We start from the raw sequence: 18,066 nt of genomic DNA, 5'->3' as shown, positions 1-18,066 counted from the left end.
CGATCCATTTCATTTGCCGCCCGCAGAGGGAGGGCGGACGATCCATTCGACAGCAAACAGCACGCCCATCAACCCGTAGGAAATCAGGCCGGTGTACAGCGTCCACCAAGACAACGGCGCCCACAACGTCAGCAGCGTTGCAGCAAGGCCGTTGAACAGAAAGAACCCGCACCAGATCTGCGTGACCCTGCGGGTGTAGCGGATGCCGGCCTCAGGCAGGTCCGGACGGTTCAGGCGCGCCATTTTTTCCACGATCGGCGGCCCGTAGATCAGGCTTGAACCGAACAGGCTGAGCATGAATGCGCTGACCAGCACCGGATACCAGCGCAGCATCAGGTGGCTGTCGACGACACCGAGCACCACACAGAAGGCCAGGGCCACTAGCGCCATTGCCAGGCTGCCGGGTTTTCGTTCGCCGGTAAGCGCGCGGGCGAGCCACAGGCTTCCCAGTAGCAGCGCAAACTGCCACGGAGCGAAGTGCTCGGTTCCCCAATAGACGGCAAATGGATACAGCACACCGGCCAGGACCAGAATCAGCCCGATCAGGCGCTTCATTCGGTCGCGTTGACCAGTCGGTAAACAGCCTCGACCACGTCGTTCACGGTCTTGACCGACTTGAACTCTTCAGCGGCGATCTTCTTCCCTGTCTTGCGTTTGATGTGGTCGATCAAGTCCACGGCGTCAATGCTGTCGATTTCCAGGTCCTGATAGAGGTTAGCGTCAAGCGTGACCCTCTCGGCCTCCAGTTCGAACAGTTCCACCATTGCGGTGCGCAGGATTTCGAAGATGTCTTCACGGGTTTGCATGTTCAATTCTCAGGCCGGTTGGCGCTGACGAAGGCCGCTAGGCTGTCGACGCTGGCAAAATGGTTACGTGTGTCTTTTGCATCGGCGTCGATCCTGATGCCGTAGCGCTTCTGGATGGCTAGACCCAATTCCAGTGCATCGACCGAATCCAGGCCAAGTCCTTCGCCGAACAACGTCATATCGTTGCCGATATCCTCCGGAGTGATGTCTTCGAGGCCCAGGGCATCGATGATCAACAATTTAATGTCCTGGTGCAGATCGCTCATCTGAGGCGAGCTCCTTGGTGAAATAGTCATGCAGGTAATCGTTGAGCTTGCGGGACGCTATGGGTGGCGGGCCTAGCGAACTGAAGGCGTTTGGGTCTATATCGGCACCGACGCGAAAAGTGAAGTGCACGCGGCGTTGCGGAATGCGATACCAAGGCTCGGCCTTGGTCAGGGTGGTCGGGCGTACCTGAATGGTCACCGGGGTGATGAGGCTCGCGCCGCGCAACGCGATGGCGGCCGCGCCCCGATGAAAGACCGGCGGCTGACCGGGCCGTGTGCGCGTGCCCTCAGGAAAGATGATCAGCGTCTGGCCGCTTTGCAGGCGCTCCACTGCGGCGTCGAGCATGTCCATGCTGCCGTCGTTGCTGATATATCCGGTGGAGCGCACCGGGCCACGTGTGAACGGGTTCTCCCAGAGGCTGCGCTTGACCACGCAGTTGGCGTCACGCACCAGACCGATCAGAAACACCACGTCGATCAGTGATGGGTGATTGGCGATGATCATCTGCCCGGGACGCCCCAGTTTTTCGGCGCCCTGCACCTCGTAGGTCAGCACGCCCATACGCGCCATGATGCGGATGAACCGCCAGAACAGGTGGCTGATGGTCCGTCGCGCGCGCCGCTGGTGGCTGGCCTTGCTGCCTGGCAGGCAGCTCAATACCGGAAAAACGAACAATCGAAGGCACAGGCCGCTCAACCCGAACAGGGCGAAACTGATGCCGGTTGCCAGCAGGCGCCAGTAATAGGCGTCCTGACCTTTTTTCAGTGACTGCGTTGCCAGTTCCATAACCGGTTATTCCAGGGGTGCAGGCAGGCCGATTGATTAGTGTGCAAGGCGCGCAGCAGATTCAGTGCGTGGGGCCACTGAGTCCGTCGGGTTCCTTGCGTGTCGCCGTGCAAAGACAATTCCCACTCGCTGCCAGGCGTCAGCAGCAAGCCGACGGCGTAGGGAAAGGGCACATCATCAATCCATTGGGCATAGGCTTGCGGTGGTTGCTCTTCGGTCACCACCAGCAGCACTGCTTCAGCTCCTTCGGCCAACAGCGCAGCTGCCTCGAATGCTCCATATTCCAGGCCATCGCCTGCGGCTGCCAACGCCGTCATTTCACTGGTCTCGCCGCGCATTATCGACCACAGGCCAATCACTGCGTTATGCACCGAGAGGCTGAACTGGGTCGGCGAAAGCGGCTCGTCTGCGGCCAGGTCACGCAGAATTTCAAACGTTCTCGGGGTTTCTCCGTGGCGCGATACGAACACCAGCGGCACTCGCCCGTAGCCTTCGGTCAATGGCCAGCCGACCGCAAACGCCATGCGCGCCATGCGACCCAGACGTCGGCGCTGCATGGCAGGCAGAAAAGACACGTCCGGCGCTTCATCACTGTCTTGCAAAGGCGTCGGGTCACGACTCCATTTCTGCCAGTCATCCGCGCTTGCCAGGCCCGGGGCCCAAGCCTGCCATCGTGCAATGTTGAACGTGATCAAGACTATGCCTTCCCGCCCCTGTGGGCATGTTTCTCGCTACATCGATATCAGGTCGATATCAGCCTGGGTGCGGTCATTATCCCGAGTGCGCGCATTATCCCGATGGGTGTCATTACTAGCAAATTTGTTACATGAAAAACTGTTTACAGGCAGGTATTGTAAGGTTCGAGTCTGTTTTGTGTATGACAACCAGACACCCTCCGTATGGGGTAAGCTCGTTGTTGTCACATCTGCTGCCTAGAATCGATGCACCTATGGTCGTTATCGGCCACTCTTGTTGTTTCTTCATCTTCGAGGAGTCCAAAGCATGCGTCGCGTGGTATTCAATCAGAAGGGCGGTGTCGGCAAATCCAGCATCGCCTGCAATCTGGCTGCAGTCAGCGCTCACGAAGGCTATCGGACACTGTTGATCGATCTCGATGCCCAGGCCAACTCTACCCAGTACCTTACCGGCCTGACTGGCCACGATATTCCGATGGGGATTGCCGAGTTTTTCAAGAACACGCTGGCGGCTGCCCCGTTCGCCAAGAAAAACCACGTCGATATCTATGAAACGCCATTCGACAATCTGCATGTGGTCACCGCCACGGCCGAGCTGGCTGACCTGCAGCCCAAGCTTGAGGCAAAACACAAGATCAACAAGCTTCGCAAACTGCTGGATGAGCTAAGCGAGGACTACGAGCGGATCTATCTGGATACGCCGCCTGCACTGAATTTCTATGCGGTTTCGGCGCTGATTGCTTCAGATCGCGTATTGATCCCTTTCGATTGCGACAGTTTCTCGCGACAGGCACTGTACGGGCTGCTGCGTGAAATCGAAGAGTTGAAGGAAGATCACAACGAGGATCTGCTGGTCGAGGGCATCATCGTCAACCAGTTCCAGCCGCGGGCCAGCCTGCCGCAGCAGATGCTCGACGAGCTCATCGCCGAGGGCCTGCCAGTGCTGCCGGTCTATTTGAATGCTTCGGTGAAAATGCGTGAATCGCACCAGGCCAATCTGCCCCTGATCCACCTAGACCCACGCCACAAACTGACGCAACAGTTTGTCGACCTGCACCATTTGCTGGAGACCAATGCCCATCCTTGATGGGCCATTGCGCACCCGAAATCGGACGCAGAGCGTCCAGAAATGCGTGCCCACGCTGGAGCGTGGGCACGATAGGAGTTCTTCCGGACGCCTATCGTGCCTCACCTCCCAGCATATGCGTCTATCGTTCCTCACGCTCCAGCGTGGTAATGCCTTGGGTGACGCTCCACGTCACAGATCTGCGCCGCGCCGCCTGCTCGATAGCGGGCGCAGAGCGTCCAAAATGGCATACGGGCATTGGCATGAGAGTCATCGTGGCCTCAGCACCTCTGGCGTGTAGCTGCCGTCTCTCAATGAGCGCGCCAGGTGTTCGCCATGCAGGCGTGCTTTCGAGGCCTGTTCTTCGGGGATGCTGATGGTTGCGTCCATATCAGCCTGAAATCTCTCCTGCGAGGCCGTCAGTGTATTGCTGCCGGGTTCGCAGCCGCAGCGTACATGGTGGCCTTGAGTGGCCACTGCCACCAGGTCGTCGACGTAAGTCGGGTTGCCCTGGGCGATGAAGCCGATACTCGTGCATGCGGGGCACCAGACCGGGTCCCCCATGCGCGCTACGCGGCGCTCGTCGATCACCTCTTGCGCCGATGCGCTCAGCACAAAGCCGCCGCTTGTAGTGGAATCGCCTTCCCTGACTATGAATGACATGGCAGTACTTCCTGTAGGTTCCGGAAGGCCTGAGGCTAGGTGCAAATCAGCGCCTCGGCATCGACCAAAGCCAGTTAAAGACACATCCCACGTAAACATCAGCAGCGCGTTTCAGAGATGTTGCAGAGGCACATATAAAGTGTGCCTAAAACTGATTATTTCGCTCATCGTTACCCCAGCCGTAACGATCGGGCTCGCTGCTTGATTGATGCAAGGCATCCATCGCTCCTAAGGTGGCCCACGACAGCACAATCGTGGAGCGATCATGACAACAACAACTTCCCCCGACGCGCGCTGGACACGTCGTCGCACCGAGAAAAAAAGGCGTCTCGAGCAGGTGCGGGCATTGGCCGATGGCGTGGTGTTGCCGACCGACAAGATCGTCGAGGCGCTGGAGGCGTTGCTGGTTTCCGGTGATCGGGTGGTACTTGAGGGCAATAACCAGAAACAGGCGGATTTTCTCTCCCGCGCGCTGGCCAAAGTTGACCCAGGCAAGGTGCATGACCTGCACATGATCATGCCGAGCGTTGGCCGTGCAGAACATCTGGACCTGTTCGAGCAGGGCATCGCCCGAAAACTGGATTTCTCGTTTGCCGGCACACAAAGCCTGCGTATCAGCCAGTTGCTGGAAGACGGCTTGCTGGAAATCGGCGCGATTCACACTTACATCGAGCTTTATTCACGGCTGGTGGTGGACCTTATCCCCAATGTCGTACTGGCCGCAGGGTTCATGGCCGACCGTGCAGGCAACATCTATACCGGGCCCAGCACTGAAGACACCCCCGCACTGATCGAGCCCGCTGCCTTCAGCGACGGCATTGTCATCTTTCAGGTCAATCAGTTGGTCGATGACGTCAGTGAACTGCCTCGGGTCGACATTCCGGCCTCTTGGGTCGATTTCGTGGTGGTGGCCGACAAGCCTTTCTATATCGAGCCGCTGTTCACCCGCGACCCGCGTCACATCAAGCCAGTACACGTGCTGATGGCGATGATGGCGATTCGCGGCATCTACGAGAAACACAACGTCCAATCGCTGAACCACGGCATCGGTTTCAACACCGCCGCCATCGAACTGATTCTGCCGACCTATGGCGAGTCGCTGGGGCTCAAAGGCAAGATCTGCCGCAACTGGACGCTCAACCCGCACCCGACCCTGATCCCGGCCATCGAGAGCGGCTGGGTCGAGAGCGTGCATTGCTTCGGCACCGAACTGGGCATGGAAAACTATATTGCCGCCCGCCCGGACGTGTTCTTTACCGGGCGCGACGGCTCACTGCGTTCCAACCGGCAGCTCTGTCAGCTGGCTGGTCAGTACGCCGTTGATTTGTTCATCGGTGCGACTCTGCAGGTCGACGGTGACGGGCATTCCTCGACTGTCACTCGTGGGCGTCTGGCAGGTTTCGGCGGCGCGCCGAACATGGGCCATGACCCGCGTGGCCGACGGCATACCACCCCGGCCTGGCTGGATATGCGCCAGCAGACCGAAGACGGCCCGGCTGCCTATCTGGAACGTGGCAAGAAGCTGGTGGTACAGATGGTCGAGACCTTTCAGGAGGGCGGCAAACCGACCTTCGTCGAAACGCTCGATGCCGTTGAGGTGGCGAAGAAAAGCGGCATGCCGCTGGCGCCGATCATGATCTACGGCGACGACGTCACTCATTTATTGACCGAAGAAGGCATCGCCTATCTGTACAAGGCGCGCAGCCTGGAAGAGCGTCAGGCGATGATTGCAGCGGTGGCGGGCGTGACCGTGATCGGTTTGCGCCACAACCCGAAAGACACTGCCCGCATGCGTCGAGAAGGCTTGATCGCGCTGCCTGAAGACCTCGGCATCCGCCGCACCGATGCCAGTCGCGAACTGCTGGCGGCCAAAAGCATCGCCGATCTGGTCGAGTGGTCCGGTGGCCTCTACAACCCGCCTGCCAAATTCAGGAGCTGGTAATGAGCGCACTTCAACTGACACCGCAACCGGCCTCACTGGCCGAGCGACTGGCTGATCTGGCAGTCGACGCCCTGATCGCCGAAGCCGACCTTTCGCCGAAACCCGCGTTGGTCGACCGTCGTGGCAGTGGCGCGCACACCGACCTGCACCTGGGGCTTATGCATGCTTCGGCGCTCTCGTTATGGCCGACGTTCAAGCTGATGGCCGATGCCGCCGCGCAATTCAAGACAGTGGGCCAGCCGTTGCGCGAGGCGCTTGGCCGTCTGGGACGTGAGGGCGAGGGCTCCATGTTGCGCACCACGGGCGGGGTAAATACCCATCGGGGCGCAATCTGGGCATTGGGGCTGCTGGTCACGGCGGTGGCGCTGGAGCCGCATGACTGTGGATCTGACGCAGTCTGTCAGCGCGCAGCCAGGCTGGCAATGATCAAGGACCGCCAGGTGCTCACGCAAAATAGCCACGGCAGTGAAGTGGTTCGTCGCTACAAGGTCATGGGGGCCAAGGAGCAGGCGCAGCAGGGCTTTCCTGCCATAACGCTGTTCGCGCTGCCGCAGTTGCAGCGCAGTCGCGCGACAGGCAGTGGCGAGCAGAACGCCCGGCTTGATGCATTGCTGGCGATCATGACCCGCCTGGCTGACACCTGCGTGCTGCATCGTTCGGGTATCGAAGGGCTGAGCGTCATGCAACAGGGCGCGCAGCGTGTGCTGGATGCCGGTGGCAGTGCCAGCCTGGCCGGTCGCCGAGCGCTGAACGGACTGGATCAGCAATTGCTGGCACTGAACGCTTCGCCTGGCGGAGCTGCTGATCTGCTCGCCGCCTGCCTGTTTATCGATGGCCTGGAGCCTGCGCTAGGCCCTGTTTCGAGGAGTGCCTGAAATGGAAACCCTGTCTTTTGAATTCCCCGCCGGACAGCCGCCCAAAGGCCGGGCGATGGTGGGCGTGGTGGGTTCCGGTGACCTGGAAGTGCTGCTGGAACCAGGACAGCCGGGCAAACTGTCTATTCAGGTGGTGACCTCGGTGAACGGCGCCTCGCTGCGCTGGAAGCACCTGTTTGAACGCATGTTCGAGGGCCAGACCCCGCCCGCGCTGAGCATCGATATCCATGACTTCGGTGCAACCCCCGGCGTGGTGCGCTTGCGTCTGGAGCAAGGTTTCGAGGAGATCGGCCATGACTGATAACGCACGTTTGCTGAGCCAGCGCAGCTTCATCGAACTCGGCGCCCGTCAACGCGCCCGCGCTTTGCTGGACACGGGGAGCTTTCGGGAATTGCTCGGCCCGTTCGACCGCGTCATGTCGCCCTGGCTGGCCATGCAAGGCGTGGTGCCTCAGGCCGACGACGGCGTGGTGGTCGCCAAAGGCACTGTCGATGGTTTGCCGGTGGTCATCGCTGCCATCGAAGGCTCGTTTCAGGGCGGCAGCATGGGTGAGGTCGGCGGCGCAAAAATGGCCGGCGCACTGGAACTGGCTGCCGAAGACAATCGCAACGGTATTCCCACCGCCGCGATTGTATTGCTGGAAACCGGCGGTGTGCGCTTACAGGAAGCCAATCTGGGCCTGGCGGCGATTGCCGAAATTCATGCCGCGATGGTCGACCTGCGTCAGTACCAACCGGTGATCGGCGTAGTAGCGGGCAGCGTTGGTTGTTTTGGCGGAATGTCCATTGCTGCAGGGCTTTGCAGTTATCTGCTGGTGACCCAGGAAGCGCGCCTCGGGCTGAACGGCCCGCAGGTGATCGAGCAGGAAGCCGGCATCGAAGAATACGACTCCCGTGACCGACCGTTCATCTGGAGCCTGACTGGTGGTGAACAGCGTTTCGCCAGTGATCTGGTCGATGGCTTTGCCAGCGATGACGTGGCCGCTATTCGTCAGCAGGTCAGCGACTGGCTCAGGCAAGGCGTGCCCGCAACGCATCGCAGCAGCCAGTACGAGCTGTTTTTAAACCGTCTGGCCAGCCTCGATACCGAAGCGCAAATCGATCCACAACGTGTGCGCACTCTTTACCAAGGAGCCCTCTCATGAGTCATTCACAACGGGGTTTGAACTGGTTCAACGCATTGAGCTCAGGGGGCGCCGCCGTTGCGGGTCTGCCTGCTTCGCTCAAGGTAGCCGATGGCAGGCTGGGCGAGCAGCCGGTGCGCTTTCTGGCGGTGATTGCCGATACCGAAAACCGCTTCCCTCGTGCGCGTCAGGGCGAGGTGGGTTTGCTGGAAGGCTGGGGGCTGGCCAAGGCGGTGGACGATGCCATCGAACAGGATCGCGAGCGTGCCGAGAAGCGCGCCCTGATCGCCATTGTCGACGTACCGAGCCAGGCCTTTGGCCGTCGCGAAGAGGCGCTAGGCATTCACCAGGCGCTGGCCGGGGCAGTGGACAGCTATGCGCGGGCGCGGTTGGCCGGGCATCCGGTGGTTGGCCTGTTGGTGGGCAAAGCGATGTCCGGCGCGTTTCTGGCCCACGGCTACCAGGCCAATCGGTTGATCGCGCTGCGCGACCCTGGCGTCATGGTGCACGCGATGGGCAAAGCCTCGGCCGCCCGCGTGACCCTGCGCAGTGTCGAAGACCTGAAAAAGCTCGCTGCCAGCATCCCGCCGATGGCCTACGACATCGACAGCTACGCCAGCCTCGGTCTGCTGTGGGAAACCCTGCAGGTCAGTCAGATCGAACAACCCGCTGCAGATGACCTGGCCCAGGTCCGCGATGTGCTGAGTCGTGCCATCAAGGACACGCAGGCCGCTGGCGTCGACCTGAGCAGTCGCCTGGGCGCGAGCAACCGAGCGGCGTCGGCAAAAGTGCGCCAGCTGATGCGAGCGCAATGGTGAGTGATCGTACTGGCGCAGTGCTGCCCCATGATTTGCTGTGGGGTATGCCGCTGTCCGCCTTGCCGAACGACGCGCCAAAGTGGGCGGTCGAGGGCTTGATCGCCGGGCAGCCGGTTGTGGTGCGGCGTCAGACGATGCCAGCCGGTCAGGTGGCGGTAGGGTTGCGTGGCCACGGACGTGAGCAGCGTTATGCCGCGAGCATGCTGCTCTCGCAGATTTCTCACCGGGTAAGCCCCGAGCAACTTATCGCTTGTCCGACCGGGTCTGGTCAGGACTGCCCAGCCTTGTGCGCCCTGCGCCAGATCCGTCCGGTGATGGAAGCACTGGAGCTGGTCTGGGGCATCGGCGGCAGTGCCGGATTCGAACTGGCCAGCGGTTTCGCAGCGCTGAATCAGGACAGCGACCTGGACCTGATTCTGCGCACCCCCGAGCCGTTCAGTCGGCGTTGCGCCGCCGAGCTGGTCGAGGCGTTGGAGACATCGGCCTGCCGGGTCGATGTCCAGTTACAGCTAGATCACGGTGCAATCGCTCTACAGGAATGGGCACGGCCAGCAGGGCGGGTGCTGCTCAGGACCGCCAGCGGAGCGCGACTTGTGACCAATCCGTGGTACCTGGTCGAGGCGTGCGCATGAGCAGCCTGTGGGTGTTCCCCGGCCAGGGTGCGCAGCAGGCGGGCATGCTGCATCAGTTGCCTGACGACCCGATTATTCGCGATTGCCTGCAAGAGGCCGCTGATGCGCTGGGTGAGGATGTCATGGCGCTGGACACCCCCGAGGCTTTGCAATCGACCCGCGCCGTTCAGCTGTGTCTGTTGATCGCCGGTGTTGCCTGCGCGCGCTTGTTACAGGCCCGCGAGTGCGTGCCGGATTACGTCGCAGGGCTTTCGATCGGCGCCTATCCGGCAGCCGTCATCTGCGGCGCGCTGGCCTTCGACGATGCCATGCGGCTGGTAGCGCTGCGCGGCGAGCTGATGCAGAGCGCTTACCCCGAAGGCTACGGCATGACCGCTGTCATCGGGCTGGATCAGGCCCAGGTCGAAGCGATGATCGGCCAGGTACACAGCGCGAAAACGCCCGTGTTTCTTGCCAATATCAATGCCGACAACCAGATGGTCATCGCAGGCAGCGCCGAGGCGATGCAACAGGTCGGTCGACAGGCCAAGGCTGCAGGCGCCGCAGCCGTAAAGCGTCTGGCCGTCAGCGTGCCCTCTCATTGCGCCTTGCTTGAAGCACCCGCACAAAAGCTGGCCGAGGCTTTTTCAGGCATCGAGCTTAAAACACCCAAGGTGCGCTACCTCAGCGGCAGCACGGCGCGTCCGCTACTGAATGTCGAAAAGATGCGTGATGACCTGGCCTTCAATATGTGCAGGGTCATCGACTGGCGCGGCACGGTGGAAACCGCCTACGAACGCGGTGTGCGACTGCACATCGAGTTGCCGCCCGGCTCCGTGCTCACCGGGCTGGCGCGCAAGGTCTTCCAGCAGGGAAGCGCATTGGCTTTTCAGGCTGCGCGTCTGGACAGCCTGGTCGCGCTGTCGCGAGAGGAGGGTTGCCGCACCCGATAGAGCCGCCGTGCAGCTGCTACGAAGGACAAAAACAACAACTTCAGCAATGCAAACAGAGGAATAACAACAATGATTATCTACGGTGTTGCACTACTGGCTATCTGCACGCTTGCGGGCGTGATTCTCGGTGACATGCTCGGCGTTCTGCTGGGCGTCAAATCCAATGTGGGCGGGGTCGGGATCGCCATGATCCTGTTGATCTGCGCACGCCTGTGGATGCAGAAACACGGCGGCATGACCAAAGACTGTGAAATGGGCGTCGGCTTCTGGGGCGCGTTGTACATCCCGGTGGTGGTCGCGATGGCTGCGCAACAGAACGTCGTGACTGCATTGAAGGGCGGCCCTGTTGCCGTGCTGGCTGCAGTAGGTTCAGTGGTGCTGTGTGCCTGCACTATCGCACTCATCAGTCGCACCAATCGAGGCGACCCGTTGCCTGATGAAGAGCCGCTGTTGACCCCCGATATCGCTCCGGCTGGAGGTCGCTGATATGTGGGCTCTCATCGAAAAGGGACTGGAGCACAACGGCCTGATCACGGCGTTTGCCTTTGTCGGCATCATCATGTGGGTCTCGGTAGTGCTTTCAAAGCGCCTGACCTTCGGCAGGGTTCACGGCTCTGCGATTGCTATCGTCATCGGTCTGATTCTGGCCTGGGTCGGCGGCACCATGACCGGCGGCCAGAAAGGTCTTGCCGATATCACGCTGTTTTCCGGCATCGGCCTGATGGGCGGTGCGATGCTGCGCGACTTCGCTATCGTGGCGACGGCCCTTGAAGTGCAGGCCACCGAAGCACGCAAGGCAGGGCTGATCGGTGTGATTGCCTTGCTGCTGGGCACCATTCTGCCGTTTATCGTGGGTGCCAGTATTGCCTGGATGTTTGGCTATCGTGATGCAATCAGCATGACGACCATTGGCGCGGGTGCGGTGACCTATATCGTCGGTCCGGTTACCGGTGCTGCCTTGGGAGCAACCTCGGACGTCATGGCGCTGTCGATCGCCACGGGCCTGATCAAGGCGATTCTGGTGATGGTGGGTACGCCGATGGCTGCGCGCTGGATGGGCCTGGACAACCCGCGCTCGGCAATGGTCTTCGGTGGGTTGGCGGGTACGGTCAGCGGCGTGACCGCCGGGCTGGCCGCAACGGATCGGCGCCTGGTGCCTTATGGCGCGCTGACTGCCACCTTCCACACCGGGCTTGGCTGCCTGCTAGGGCCTTCGGTGTTGTATTTCATTGTGCGCGGCATCGTCGGTTAGTGCCTGTCGATCAGGTAGCTTGGTCCAGCAGGCGATTGGCGTACATGCGGCATTCAGCCAATAGCGCCAGCAGGTTAGGGTCGCGTTCCTTTGACTTGAGAAAGACCATGCCGATGTGCTGCTGCATCCGGTAACGGCTCTGCAGCGGAATCAGCCGCACGCGGTTTTCATAGACTGCGGCGATGCGTCCCGGCAGCAGGGCATAGCCGACGCCGGAACTGACCATGCTCAACAGAGTGAAAATATCATTTACCTGCATCGCCACCTTGGGCTCGAACCCGGCTTGCCGGAATACCCGTACTCCGTCGCGATGGGTTGCGAAGCCTTGGGTAAGGGTGATGAACGTCGCTTCGCGCAAGTCGCTCAAGTCCACTTCGTCGTGTGCCGCGAACGGTGAATCGGTCGGTACGGCGAGGAAGATGTCATCTGAAAACAGCGCCAAGTGTTCGCAATCCGGGTCGTTGGTGCTTTCGTCCAGCGACACCAGCATCGCATCGACTTCCATGTTCTTGAGCTTGTAGAGCAGGTCGATGTTCGAGCCTAGAATCAGGTCGATATTCAGCTCGCTGCGACGTATCTTCAGGCCCATGATCAATTGCGGCACGGTCTTGACCGTCAGCGAGTACAGCGCCCCAAGGCGAAAACGTGCCGCCGAGAAACCCGCGGCCTGGCGCGTCAGCTCGACCGTGGCGAGCACATCCTGCACCAGCTTTTGCGCGCGCTCTTCCAGCACATAAGCACTTTCCAGCGGTGTCAGATTGCGCCCTTCGTGCTTGAACAGAGGGCAGCGCAGGGCGCTCTCCAGAGAATGGATCGCCCGGTGAACGCTGACATTGCTGGTCTGCAGCGCTTCTGCAGCACGGGCCAGATTGCCTGTGCGCATGAACGCCAGGAATATTTCCAGTTTCTTCAGCGTGAGTTCGTCATCGATCTGCATGTCGTGGCGCTTGTTGTTGGTGTGCGCTGATTGTGCCCAACTCATGCCCCGATAGCTGCTTAAAATATCCCTCACAGACATAGGTGTTGCGGTTTGTTTCAATAAGCCGGAGCCTCTGTAACCAGTGTTTTCGCCATAAGAGGGTATAGAGCGGATGTACTACGGAGAAAAATTCAACGCGTGGTCCCACCTGGTGGGCGCAGTGTTGGCGACCGTCGGCGCGATCTGGCTGCTGGTCATGGCAAGCCTGCAGGGTGATGTCTGGAAAGTGGTCAGCATGGCGATCTACGGTGTCTGCCTGATAACGCTGTACAGCGTTTCAACCGTCTACCACAGCGTTCAGGGGCGCACGAAGTCGATCATGCAAAAGGTCGATCACTTTTCGATCTACCTCATGATCGCTGGCAGTTACACGCCATTCTGCCTCGTCACGCTGCGCGGCGCGTGGGGCTGGACGCTGTTCGGCATCGTCTGGGGGCTGGCGCTGATCGGTATTTTGCAGGAGATAAAACCCCGCTCCGAAGCGCGAATCATGTCCATCGTGATCTACGCCGTGATGGGCTGGATCGTGCTGGTGGCGGTCAAGCCGCTACTGGCTGCGCTCGGCACGGCGGGCTTCATCTGGCTGGCTGGCGGCGGCGTGCTGTACACCGTCGGCATCCTGTTCTTCGCCTACGACCAGATCCGCCACTTTCACGGCATCTGGCACCTGTTCGTGATCGGCGGCAGCCTGATGCATTTTGTGGCTATCTGTTTTTATGTGTTGTGAAGGTGGGCGCTGAAGCCAGGTTCTCGTTGGGTTCGATTATCGTTACCACGCTCCAGCGTGGTAACGCCCTCGTGGACGCTTCGCGTCCGCTCTTGAGCCTTCAGTGCGGCGCATTGGCACGATAAACAGTCAGAAATCGCCCCACAATTGCTGCGCCACGCTTAAGGCAACCACCGGGGCGGTTTCGGTGCGCAGGACGCGTGGGCCAAGGCGGGCGGCGTGGAAGCCTGCGTCTTGCGCCTGATCGATTTCTGCATCGTTCAGTCCGCCTTCCGGGCCGATCAGGAAAGCCAGCCTGGCTGGCTTGTCATGGCTGGTCAGCGGTTCGGCCACCGGGTGCAGCACCAGCTTCAGGTCGGCTTCGGTCAGCTTGATCCAGTCGGCCAACGGCATGGGCGGATGGATCACCGGCACTACCGAGCGACCGCACTGCTCGCAGGCGCTGATCGCGATCTGCTGCCAGTGCGCCTGACGCTTCTCGGCGCGTTCGTCCTTGAGGCGCACTTCGCAGCGTTCGCTGACAATCGGGGTGATCTCGCTGACGCCCAGCTCGGTCGCCTTCTGAATCGCCCAGTCCATGCGCTCGCCACGCGACAAGCCTTGGCCCAGATGAATGCGCAAGCCTGACTCAACCTGCCCGGCGAAGCGCTCGGTCATTTGCACGCGCACACGCTTTTTGCCGACTTCCAGCAGCGTGCCGCGAAACTCCAGGCCCGAGCCGTCGAAGAGTTGCAGCGCATCGCCCTCGGCCATGCGCAGCACACGGCTGATGTAATGCGCCTGAGCCTCGGGCAGCTCGTGCTCGCCCAGGCTCAGCGGCGTTTCAGTGAAAAAGCGGGACAGTCTCATGGTGTGTCTCGGTTCTGATGTTTATTTTGTGATGATGGCTTCGCAGACAAGTCCGCTCCCACGAGCGAACCGTCGACTAAACACTGTGGGAGCGCACTTGTCCGCGAAGGCGCCAGCCATTGCGCCGAAAATTCCGGCCCTAACCCGGATCCCTGAAATCCGGATGGAAATTCTCGCGCACTGCAACACTGATGCTGCTGCGCGTCGCGATATCAATGCCTTCGCTGGCCACTTCAGCGAGAAAGTCGATCTGCTCCGGGGTAATCACATAAGGGGGCAGGAAATACACCACGCTGCCCAGCGGGCGCAGCAACGCGCCACGCTCCAGTGCATGCTGGAATACCTTCATGCCACGCCGCTCCTGCCACGGGTAAGCAGTTTTGGTGGCCTTGTCCTGAACCATCTCGATCGCAATGGCCATGCCGGTCTGACGCACTTCCGCGACGTGCGGATGATCCACCAGGTGCGCCGTTGCCGCCGCCATACGCTGCGCCAGCGCCTTGTTGTTCTCGATGACGTTGTCCTGCTCGAAGATATCCAGGGTCGCCAGCGCAGCAGCGCAGGCCAGCGGGTTGCCGGTATAGCTATGCGAGTGCAGAAACGCGCGCAGGGTCGGGTAGTCGTCATAGAACGCGTCGTACACGTCGTCTGTGGTCACGCAGGCCGCCAGCGGCAGATAGCCGCCGGTCAGCGCCTTGGACAGACACAGGAAATCCGGGCGAATGCCGGCCTGCTCACAGGCGAACATGGTGCCGGTACGGCCAAAGCCAACGGCAATTTCATCGTGGATCAGGTGCACGCCATAGCGGTCGCAGGCTTCGCGCAGCAGCTTGAGATACACCGGGTGATACATGCGCATGCCGCCGGCTCCCTGAATCAGGGGCTCGACGATCACTGCCGCGACACTGGCGTGGTGCTCGGCGAGGGTCTGTTCCATCGCGGCAAACATATTCCGCGAATGCTCTTCCCAGCCCATGCCTTCAGGGCGATGATAGCAGTCCGGGCTTGGCACCTTGATGGTGTCCAGCAGCAGCGCCTTATAGGTTTCGGTAAACAGCGGCACATCGCCGACCGACATCGCCGCCATGGTTTCACCGTGGTAGCTGTTGGTCAGGGTGACGAAGCGTTTCTTCTCTGGCTGGCCGCGATTGAGCCAGTAGTGAAAGCTCATCTTCAGCGCAACTTCTATGCACGAAGAACCGTTGTCGGCGTAGAAGCAACGCGTCAGACCTTCGGGGGTGAGCTTGACCAGCCGCTCAGACAACTCGATTACCGGCTGATGGCTGAAACCGGCCAGAATCACGTGCTCCAGCTGGTCGACCTGATCCTTGATGCGCTGGTTGATGCGCGGGTTGGCATGCCCGAACACGTTCACCCACCAAGAGCTGACAGCATCCAGGTAGCGCTTGCCTTCAAAGTCTTCGAGCCATACGCCTTCACCACGCTTGATCGGTATCAGCGGCAGATTTTCGTGGTCTTTCATCTGGGTGCAGGGGTGCCACAGGACCTTGAGGTCACGTTGCATCCACTGGTCATTGAGGCCCATTTTCAATCTCCGGGTAGCGACTCGCCTGATGCGAGGACGAACAATCGCGCAAGCCTATGCAATGCCCGCCCATGGAACAACCTTTGATGCAGTTTTAAAGCCCGATTGACATTGCTGGCAGCTATTTGATGGCTCGCGTATCCTGCGCAGCGAGTCGATCTTTCGGGGTGACTTGCCCAATCTTTCCTACGTTTTTTCGGAGTTCGCCGAATGCTTTCTGGGTGGCTGCGCGCATGTGCGCTGATAGTTGCAGGGCTGGTCAGCGTTTCGACGCTCGCCGATGAAAAACAACGCACCGCGATCGTCGTCGGCGGTGGTCTTGCAGGCCTGACTGCTGCCTATGAGCTGCAGGCCAAGGGCTGGCAAGTGACGCTGCTTGAAGCCAAACCTGTGCTGGGCGGTCGCTCCGGTCTGGCAACCAGTGAATGGATCGGCAATACCAAGGCCCAGCCGGTGCTGAACCACTACCTGGACAGCTTCAAGCTACCTACCGTGCCAGCCCCTGAATTTGTGCGTACGCCCAGCTACCTGATTGACGGTGTGTACTTCACTCAAGCCGACCTGGCCGTCAAACAGCCTGCAACCGCCGAAGCCATCAAGCGCTACAACGACACGCTGGACAATCTGGCGCGCTCGGTTGACGACCCGGAGAACCCGGCGTCCAACAGTACGCTGTATGCCCTGGATCAGATCAACGTCGCCAACTGGCTGGACCGTCTGAGCCTGCCTGCCACGGCTCGTCAGTTGATCAATCAGCAGATCCGTACTCGCTATGACGAGCCTTCGCGGCTGTCGCTGCTGTACCTCGCCCAGCAATCACGGGTTTATCGTGCTGTCGATGAGCGTGACTTGCGCGCTGCGCGCTTGCCCGGTGGCAGTGCGGTATTGACCCAGGCTTTCGTCAAGCAGCTCAAGACCGTCAAGACCAACTCGCCTGTGACGTCAGTCATTCAGGACAAGGACAAGGTCACCGTCAAGGCTGGCGCCATCAGCTACACGGCGGATTACGTGGTCATGGCCGTACCGCTGCGTTCGCTGAGCAAGATTCAGATGACGCCAGCGCTGGACGCCCAGCACATGGGCGCGATCAAGAGCACCAACTACGGCTGGCGCGACCAGATCATGCTCAAGTTCAAGACCCCGGTCTGGGACAGCAAGGCGCGCATGTCGGGTGAAGTGTTCAGCAACACCGGCCTGGGCATGCTGTGGGTCGAGCCTGCACTCAAGGGTGGCGCCAATGTGGTGATCAACCTCTCCGGCGACAATGCCCGCATCATGCAATCATTCGGCGACAAGCAGATGGTCGATCAGGTTTTGATCCGGCTGCATGCGTTCTACCCTGAAGCCCGCGGCGCCTACACCGGCTATGAAATTCGTCGTTACAGCGTTGACCCCTCGACGGGAGGCTCCTACCTGGCGTTCGGTCCCGGTCAGATCAGTAAATACTGGCGCTTGTGGGAAAGGCCGATACTGCGTGTAGCCTTCGCCGGCGAACACACGGACACCTTGTACCCTGGCACGCTGGAAGGCGCTTTGCGCAGTGGTCAGCGTGCGGCCAGTCAGGTGCAGGATCTGGCCGCTGGCAAATCGTTCGAGCCAGTCAAGGTCGCTCCGCCGAAAGCCCCGGCGCCGGCTTCGCAGAAATCCGAAGGCAACTTCTTTAGTAACCTGTTTGGCGGTGGTTCTTCCGACAAGCCGTCTGAACCCGTAAAACCTCAAGCGGACAAGCCTGGCTTCTTCTCGCGCATGTTCGGCGGCTCTGAAGCGCCGGCTCCCGCGCCTGTACCTGCCCCGGTAGAGAAAGCCCCGGAGCCCGCTCCAGCGCCAGCGCCGGTTGCAGCGCCCGCTCCTGTGGTCGCACCGGCAGTCCAGCCTCCGGTAAAGGCCGAGCCTGCGAAAAAGCCTGCCGCCAAGACTGATGCTGCGAAAAAGGAAGCAGCCAGGAAGGACGCCGCTAAAAAAGAAGCCGCCAAGAAGGAGGCAGCAAAAAAAGAGGCTGCGAAGAAGGCTCAGGCCAAGCCTGCTCCCGCCAAGCCATCCGCTGAAACAGCCCCCGCAGACGCCAACAACTGACTTGGCGCCAGATGACTGAAAGGGACGCGGCTCA

Annotated in this window: 21 protein-coding genes; 12 read left to right on the top strand and 9 right to left on the bottom strand. The window is 60.6% G+C overall.

The genetic code is table 11. The features are described 5' to 3' along the window. Positions 1-9: 9 nt before the first annotated feature. The 5 genes from I9H09_RS22155 to I9H09_RS22135 are packed head-to-tail and all read right to left on the bottom strand — an operon-like array spanning position 10 to position 2,554. Positions 10-555 carry a COG4648 family protein gene (locus tag I9H09_RS22155; protein ID WP_005888260.1) on the bottom strand — a complete coding sequence of 182 codons (546 nt, stop codon included), beginning with the start codon at positions 553-555 and terminating at the stop codon, positions 10-12. Next, complete coding sequence (locus I9H09_RS22150; RefSeq protein ID WP_054989833.1) at positions 552-806, bottom strand: acyl carrier protein; 255 nt, start codon at positions 804-806, stop codon at positions 552-554. The genes I9H09_RS22155 and I9H09_RS22150 overlap by 4 nt, the downstream gene beginning before the upstream one ends. A 2-nt stretch (positions 807-808) precedes the next feature. After that, complete coding sequence (locus I9H09_RS22145; RefSeq protein WP_005888264.1) at positions 809-1,072, bottom strand: phosphopantetheine-binding protein; 264 nt, start codon at positions 1,070-1,072, stop codon at positions 809-811. Continuing rightward, positions 1,047-1,859 (bottom strand): lysophospholipid acyltransferase family protein, encoded by an 813-nt coding sequence (locus I9H09_RS22140; RefSeq protein ID WP_024690750.1) that lies wholly within the window; start codon positions 1,857-1,859, stop codon positions 1,047-1,049. Before I9H09_RS22140 ends, I9H09_RS22145 begins: the two co-directional genes overlap by 26 nt. Continuing rightward, a complete protein-coding gene (locus I9H09_RS22135; RefSeq protein ID WP_005888268.1) occupies positions 1,835-2,554 on the bottom strand; it encodes a beta-ketoacyl synthase chain length factor in 720 nt (239 codons plus the stop codon). Before I9H09_RS22135 ends, I9H09_RS22140 begins: the two co-directional genes overlap by 25 nt. A gap of 307 nt (positions 2,555-2,861) precedes the next feature. Between I9H09_RS22135 and I9H09_RS22130 the strand changes: the two genes are divergently transcribed. After that, complete coding sequence (locus I9H09_RS22130) at positions 2,862-3,641, top strand: ParA family protein (protein WP_054989834.1); 780 nt, start codon at positions 2,862-2,864, stop codon at positions 3,639-3,641. Positions 3,642-3,890: 249 nt separating this feature from the next. On the opposite strand, the gene I9H09_RS22125 is transcribed toward I9H09_RS22130, so the two are convergent. Further along, positions 3,891-4,283, bottom strand: a complete 393-nt coding sequence (locus I9H09_RS22125; protein WP_122346992.1) for a PAAR domain-containing protein — start codon at positions 4,281-4,283, stop codon at positions 3,891-3,893. A 265-nt stretch (positions 4,284-4,548) separates the two neighbouring features. Here I9H09_RS22125 and mdcA point away from each other — a divergent pair, with 265 nt between their 5' ends. The 9 genes from mdcA (at position 4,549) to madM (ending at position 11,858) form a co-directional block, all read left to right on the top strand. Next, positions 4,549-6,225 carry a malonate decarboxylase subunit alpha gene (gene mdcA, locus I9H09_RS22120; protein ID WP_122346991.1) on the top strand — a complete coding sequence of 559 codons (1,677 nt, stop codon included), beginning with the start codon at positions 4,549-4,551 and terminating at the stop codon, positions 6,223-6,225. Continuing rightward, complete coding sequence (locus I9H09_RS22115; protein ID WP_122323434.1) at positions 6,225-7,100, top strand: triphosphoribosyl-dephospho-CoA synthase; 876 nt, start codon at positions 6,225-6,227, stop codon at positions 7,098-7,100. Before mdcA ends, I9H09_RS22115 begins: the two co-directional genes overlap by 1 nt. A gap of 1 nt (position 7,101) precedes the next feature. Beyond that, positions 7,102-7,401 carry a malonate decarboxylase subunit delta gene (locus I9H09_RS22110; protein ID WP_005888275.1) on the top strand — a complete coding sequence of 100 codons (300 nt, stop codon included), beginning with the start codon at positions 7,102-7,104 and terminating at the stop codon, positions 7,399-7,401. Then, on the top strand, positions 7,394-8,245 hold the full coding sequence (locus I9H09_RS22105) for a biotin-independent malonate decarboxylase subunit beta (RefSeq protein ID WP_122323433.1): 852 nt from the start codon (positions 7,394-7,396) through the stop codon (positions 8,243-8,245). Before I9H09_RS22110 ends, I9H09_RS22105 begins: the two co-directional genes overlap by 8 nt. Beyond that, a complete protein-coding gene (gene mdcE / locus I9H09_RS22100) occupies positions 8,242-9,042 on the top strand; it encodes a biotin-independent malonate decarboxylase subunit gamma (protein ID WP_122346990.1) in 801 nt (266 codons plus the stop codon). Before I9H09_RS22105 ends, mdcE begins: the two co-directional genes overlap by 4 nt. Continuing rightward, positions 9,036-9,674, top strand: coding sequence for a malonate decarboxylase holo-ACP synthase (locus I9H09_RS22095; RefSeq protein ID WP_122323431.1), 639 nt, complete (start codon positions 9,036-9,038; stop codon positions 9,672-9,674). The genes mdcE and I9H09_RS22095 overlap by 7 nt, the downstream gene beginning before the upstream one ends. Continuing rightward, positions 9,671-10,606: a malonate decarboxylase subunit epsilon gene (gene mdcH, locus I9H09_RS22090; RefSeq protein WP_122312597.1), complete on the top strand. Its 936-nt coding sequence runs from the start codon at positions 9,671-9,673 to the stop codon at positions 10,604-10,606. Before I9H09_RS22095 ends, mdcH begins: the two co-directional genes overlap by 4 nt. 69 nt (positions 10,607-10,675) lie before the next feature. Then, positions 10,676-11,092 carry a malonate transporter subunit MadL gene (gene madL / locus I9H09_RS22085; protein WP_024689943.1) on the top strand — a complete coding sequence of 139 codons (417 nt, stop codon included), beginning with the start codon at positions 10,676-10,678 and terminating at the stop codon, positions 11,090-11,092. A gap of 1 nt (position 11,093) precedes the next feature. Next, a complete protein-coding gene (madM, locus tag I9H09_RS22080; protein WP_122346989.1) occupies positions 11,094-11,858 on the top strand; it encodes a malonate transporter subunit MadM in 765 nt (254 codons plus the stop codon). A 10-nt stretch (positions 11,859-11,868) separates the two neighbouring features. Here madM and I9H09_RS22075 read toward each other — a convergent pair whose 3' ends face one another. Next, the gene (locus I9H09_RS22075; protein ID WP_005888292.1) at positions 11,869-12,795 is read right to left on the bottom strand and encodes a LysR family transcriptional regulator; all 927 of its coding nucleotides are present in this window, start codon (positions 12,793-12,795) and stop codon (positions 11,869-11,871) included. A 154-nt stretch (positions 12,796-12,949) separates the two neighbouring features. Between I9H09_RS22075 and trhA the strand changes: the two genes are divergently transcribed. Continuing rightward, positions 12,950-13,564 (top strand): PAQR family membrane homeostasis protein TrhA, encoded by a 615-nt coding sequence (gene trhA / locus I9H09_RS22070; RefSeq protein ID WP_005888294.1) that lies wholly within the window; start codon positions 12,950-12,952, stop codon positions 13,562-13,564. Between the two features lie 129 nt (positions 13,565-13,693). On the opposite strand, the gene I9H09_RS22065 is transcribed toward trhA, so the two are convergent. Next, a complete protein-coding gene (locus I9H09_RS22065; protein WP_055004320.1) occupies positions 13,694-14,413 on the bottom strand; it encodes a 16S rRNA (uracil(1498)-N(3))-methyltransferase in 720 nt (239 codons plus the stop codon). Between the two features lie 139 nt (positions 14,414-14,552). After that, positions 14,553-15,959, bottom strand: coding sequence for an adenosylmethionine--8-amino-7-oxononanoate transaminase (locus tag I9H09_RS22060; RefSeq protein WP_122312595.1), 1,407 nt, complete (start codon positions 15,957-15,959; stop codon positions 14,553-14,555). 210 nt (positions 15,960-16,169) lie between these two features. Between I9H09_RS22060 and I9H09_RS22055 the strand changes: the two genes are divergently transcribed. Then, positions 16,170-18,032 carry a flavin monoamine oxidase family protein gene (locus I9H09_RS22055; protein WP_122346988.1) on the top strand — a complete coding sequence of 621 codons (1,863 nt, stop codon included), beginning with the start codon at positions 16,170-16,172 and terminating at the stop codon, positions 18,030-18,032. Positions 18,033-18,066: the final 34 nt, after the last annotated feature.

The organism is Pseudomonas tremae (genome assembly GCF_023278125.1).
Taxonomy (GTDB): Bacteria; Pseudomonadota; Gammaproteobacteria; order Pseudomonadales; family Pseudomonadaceae; genus Aquipseudomonas; species Aquipseudomonas tremae.
The sequence above is the reverse complement of the archived record's forward strand: the minus strand, read 5'-3'. Positions and strand labels throughout refer to the sequence as shown.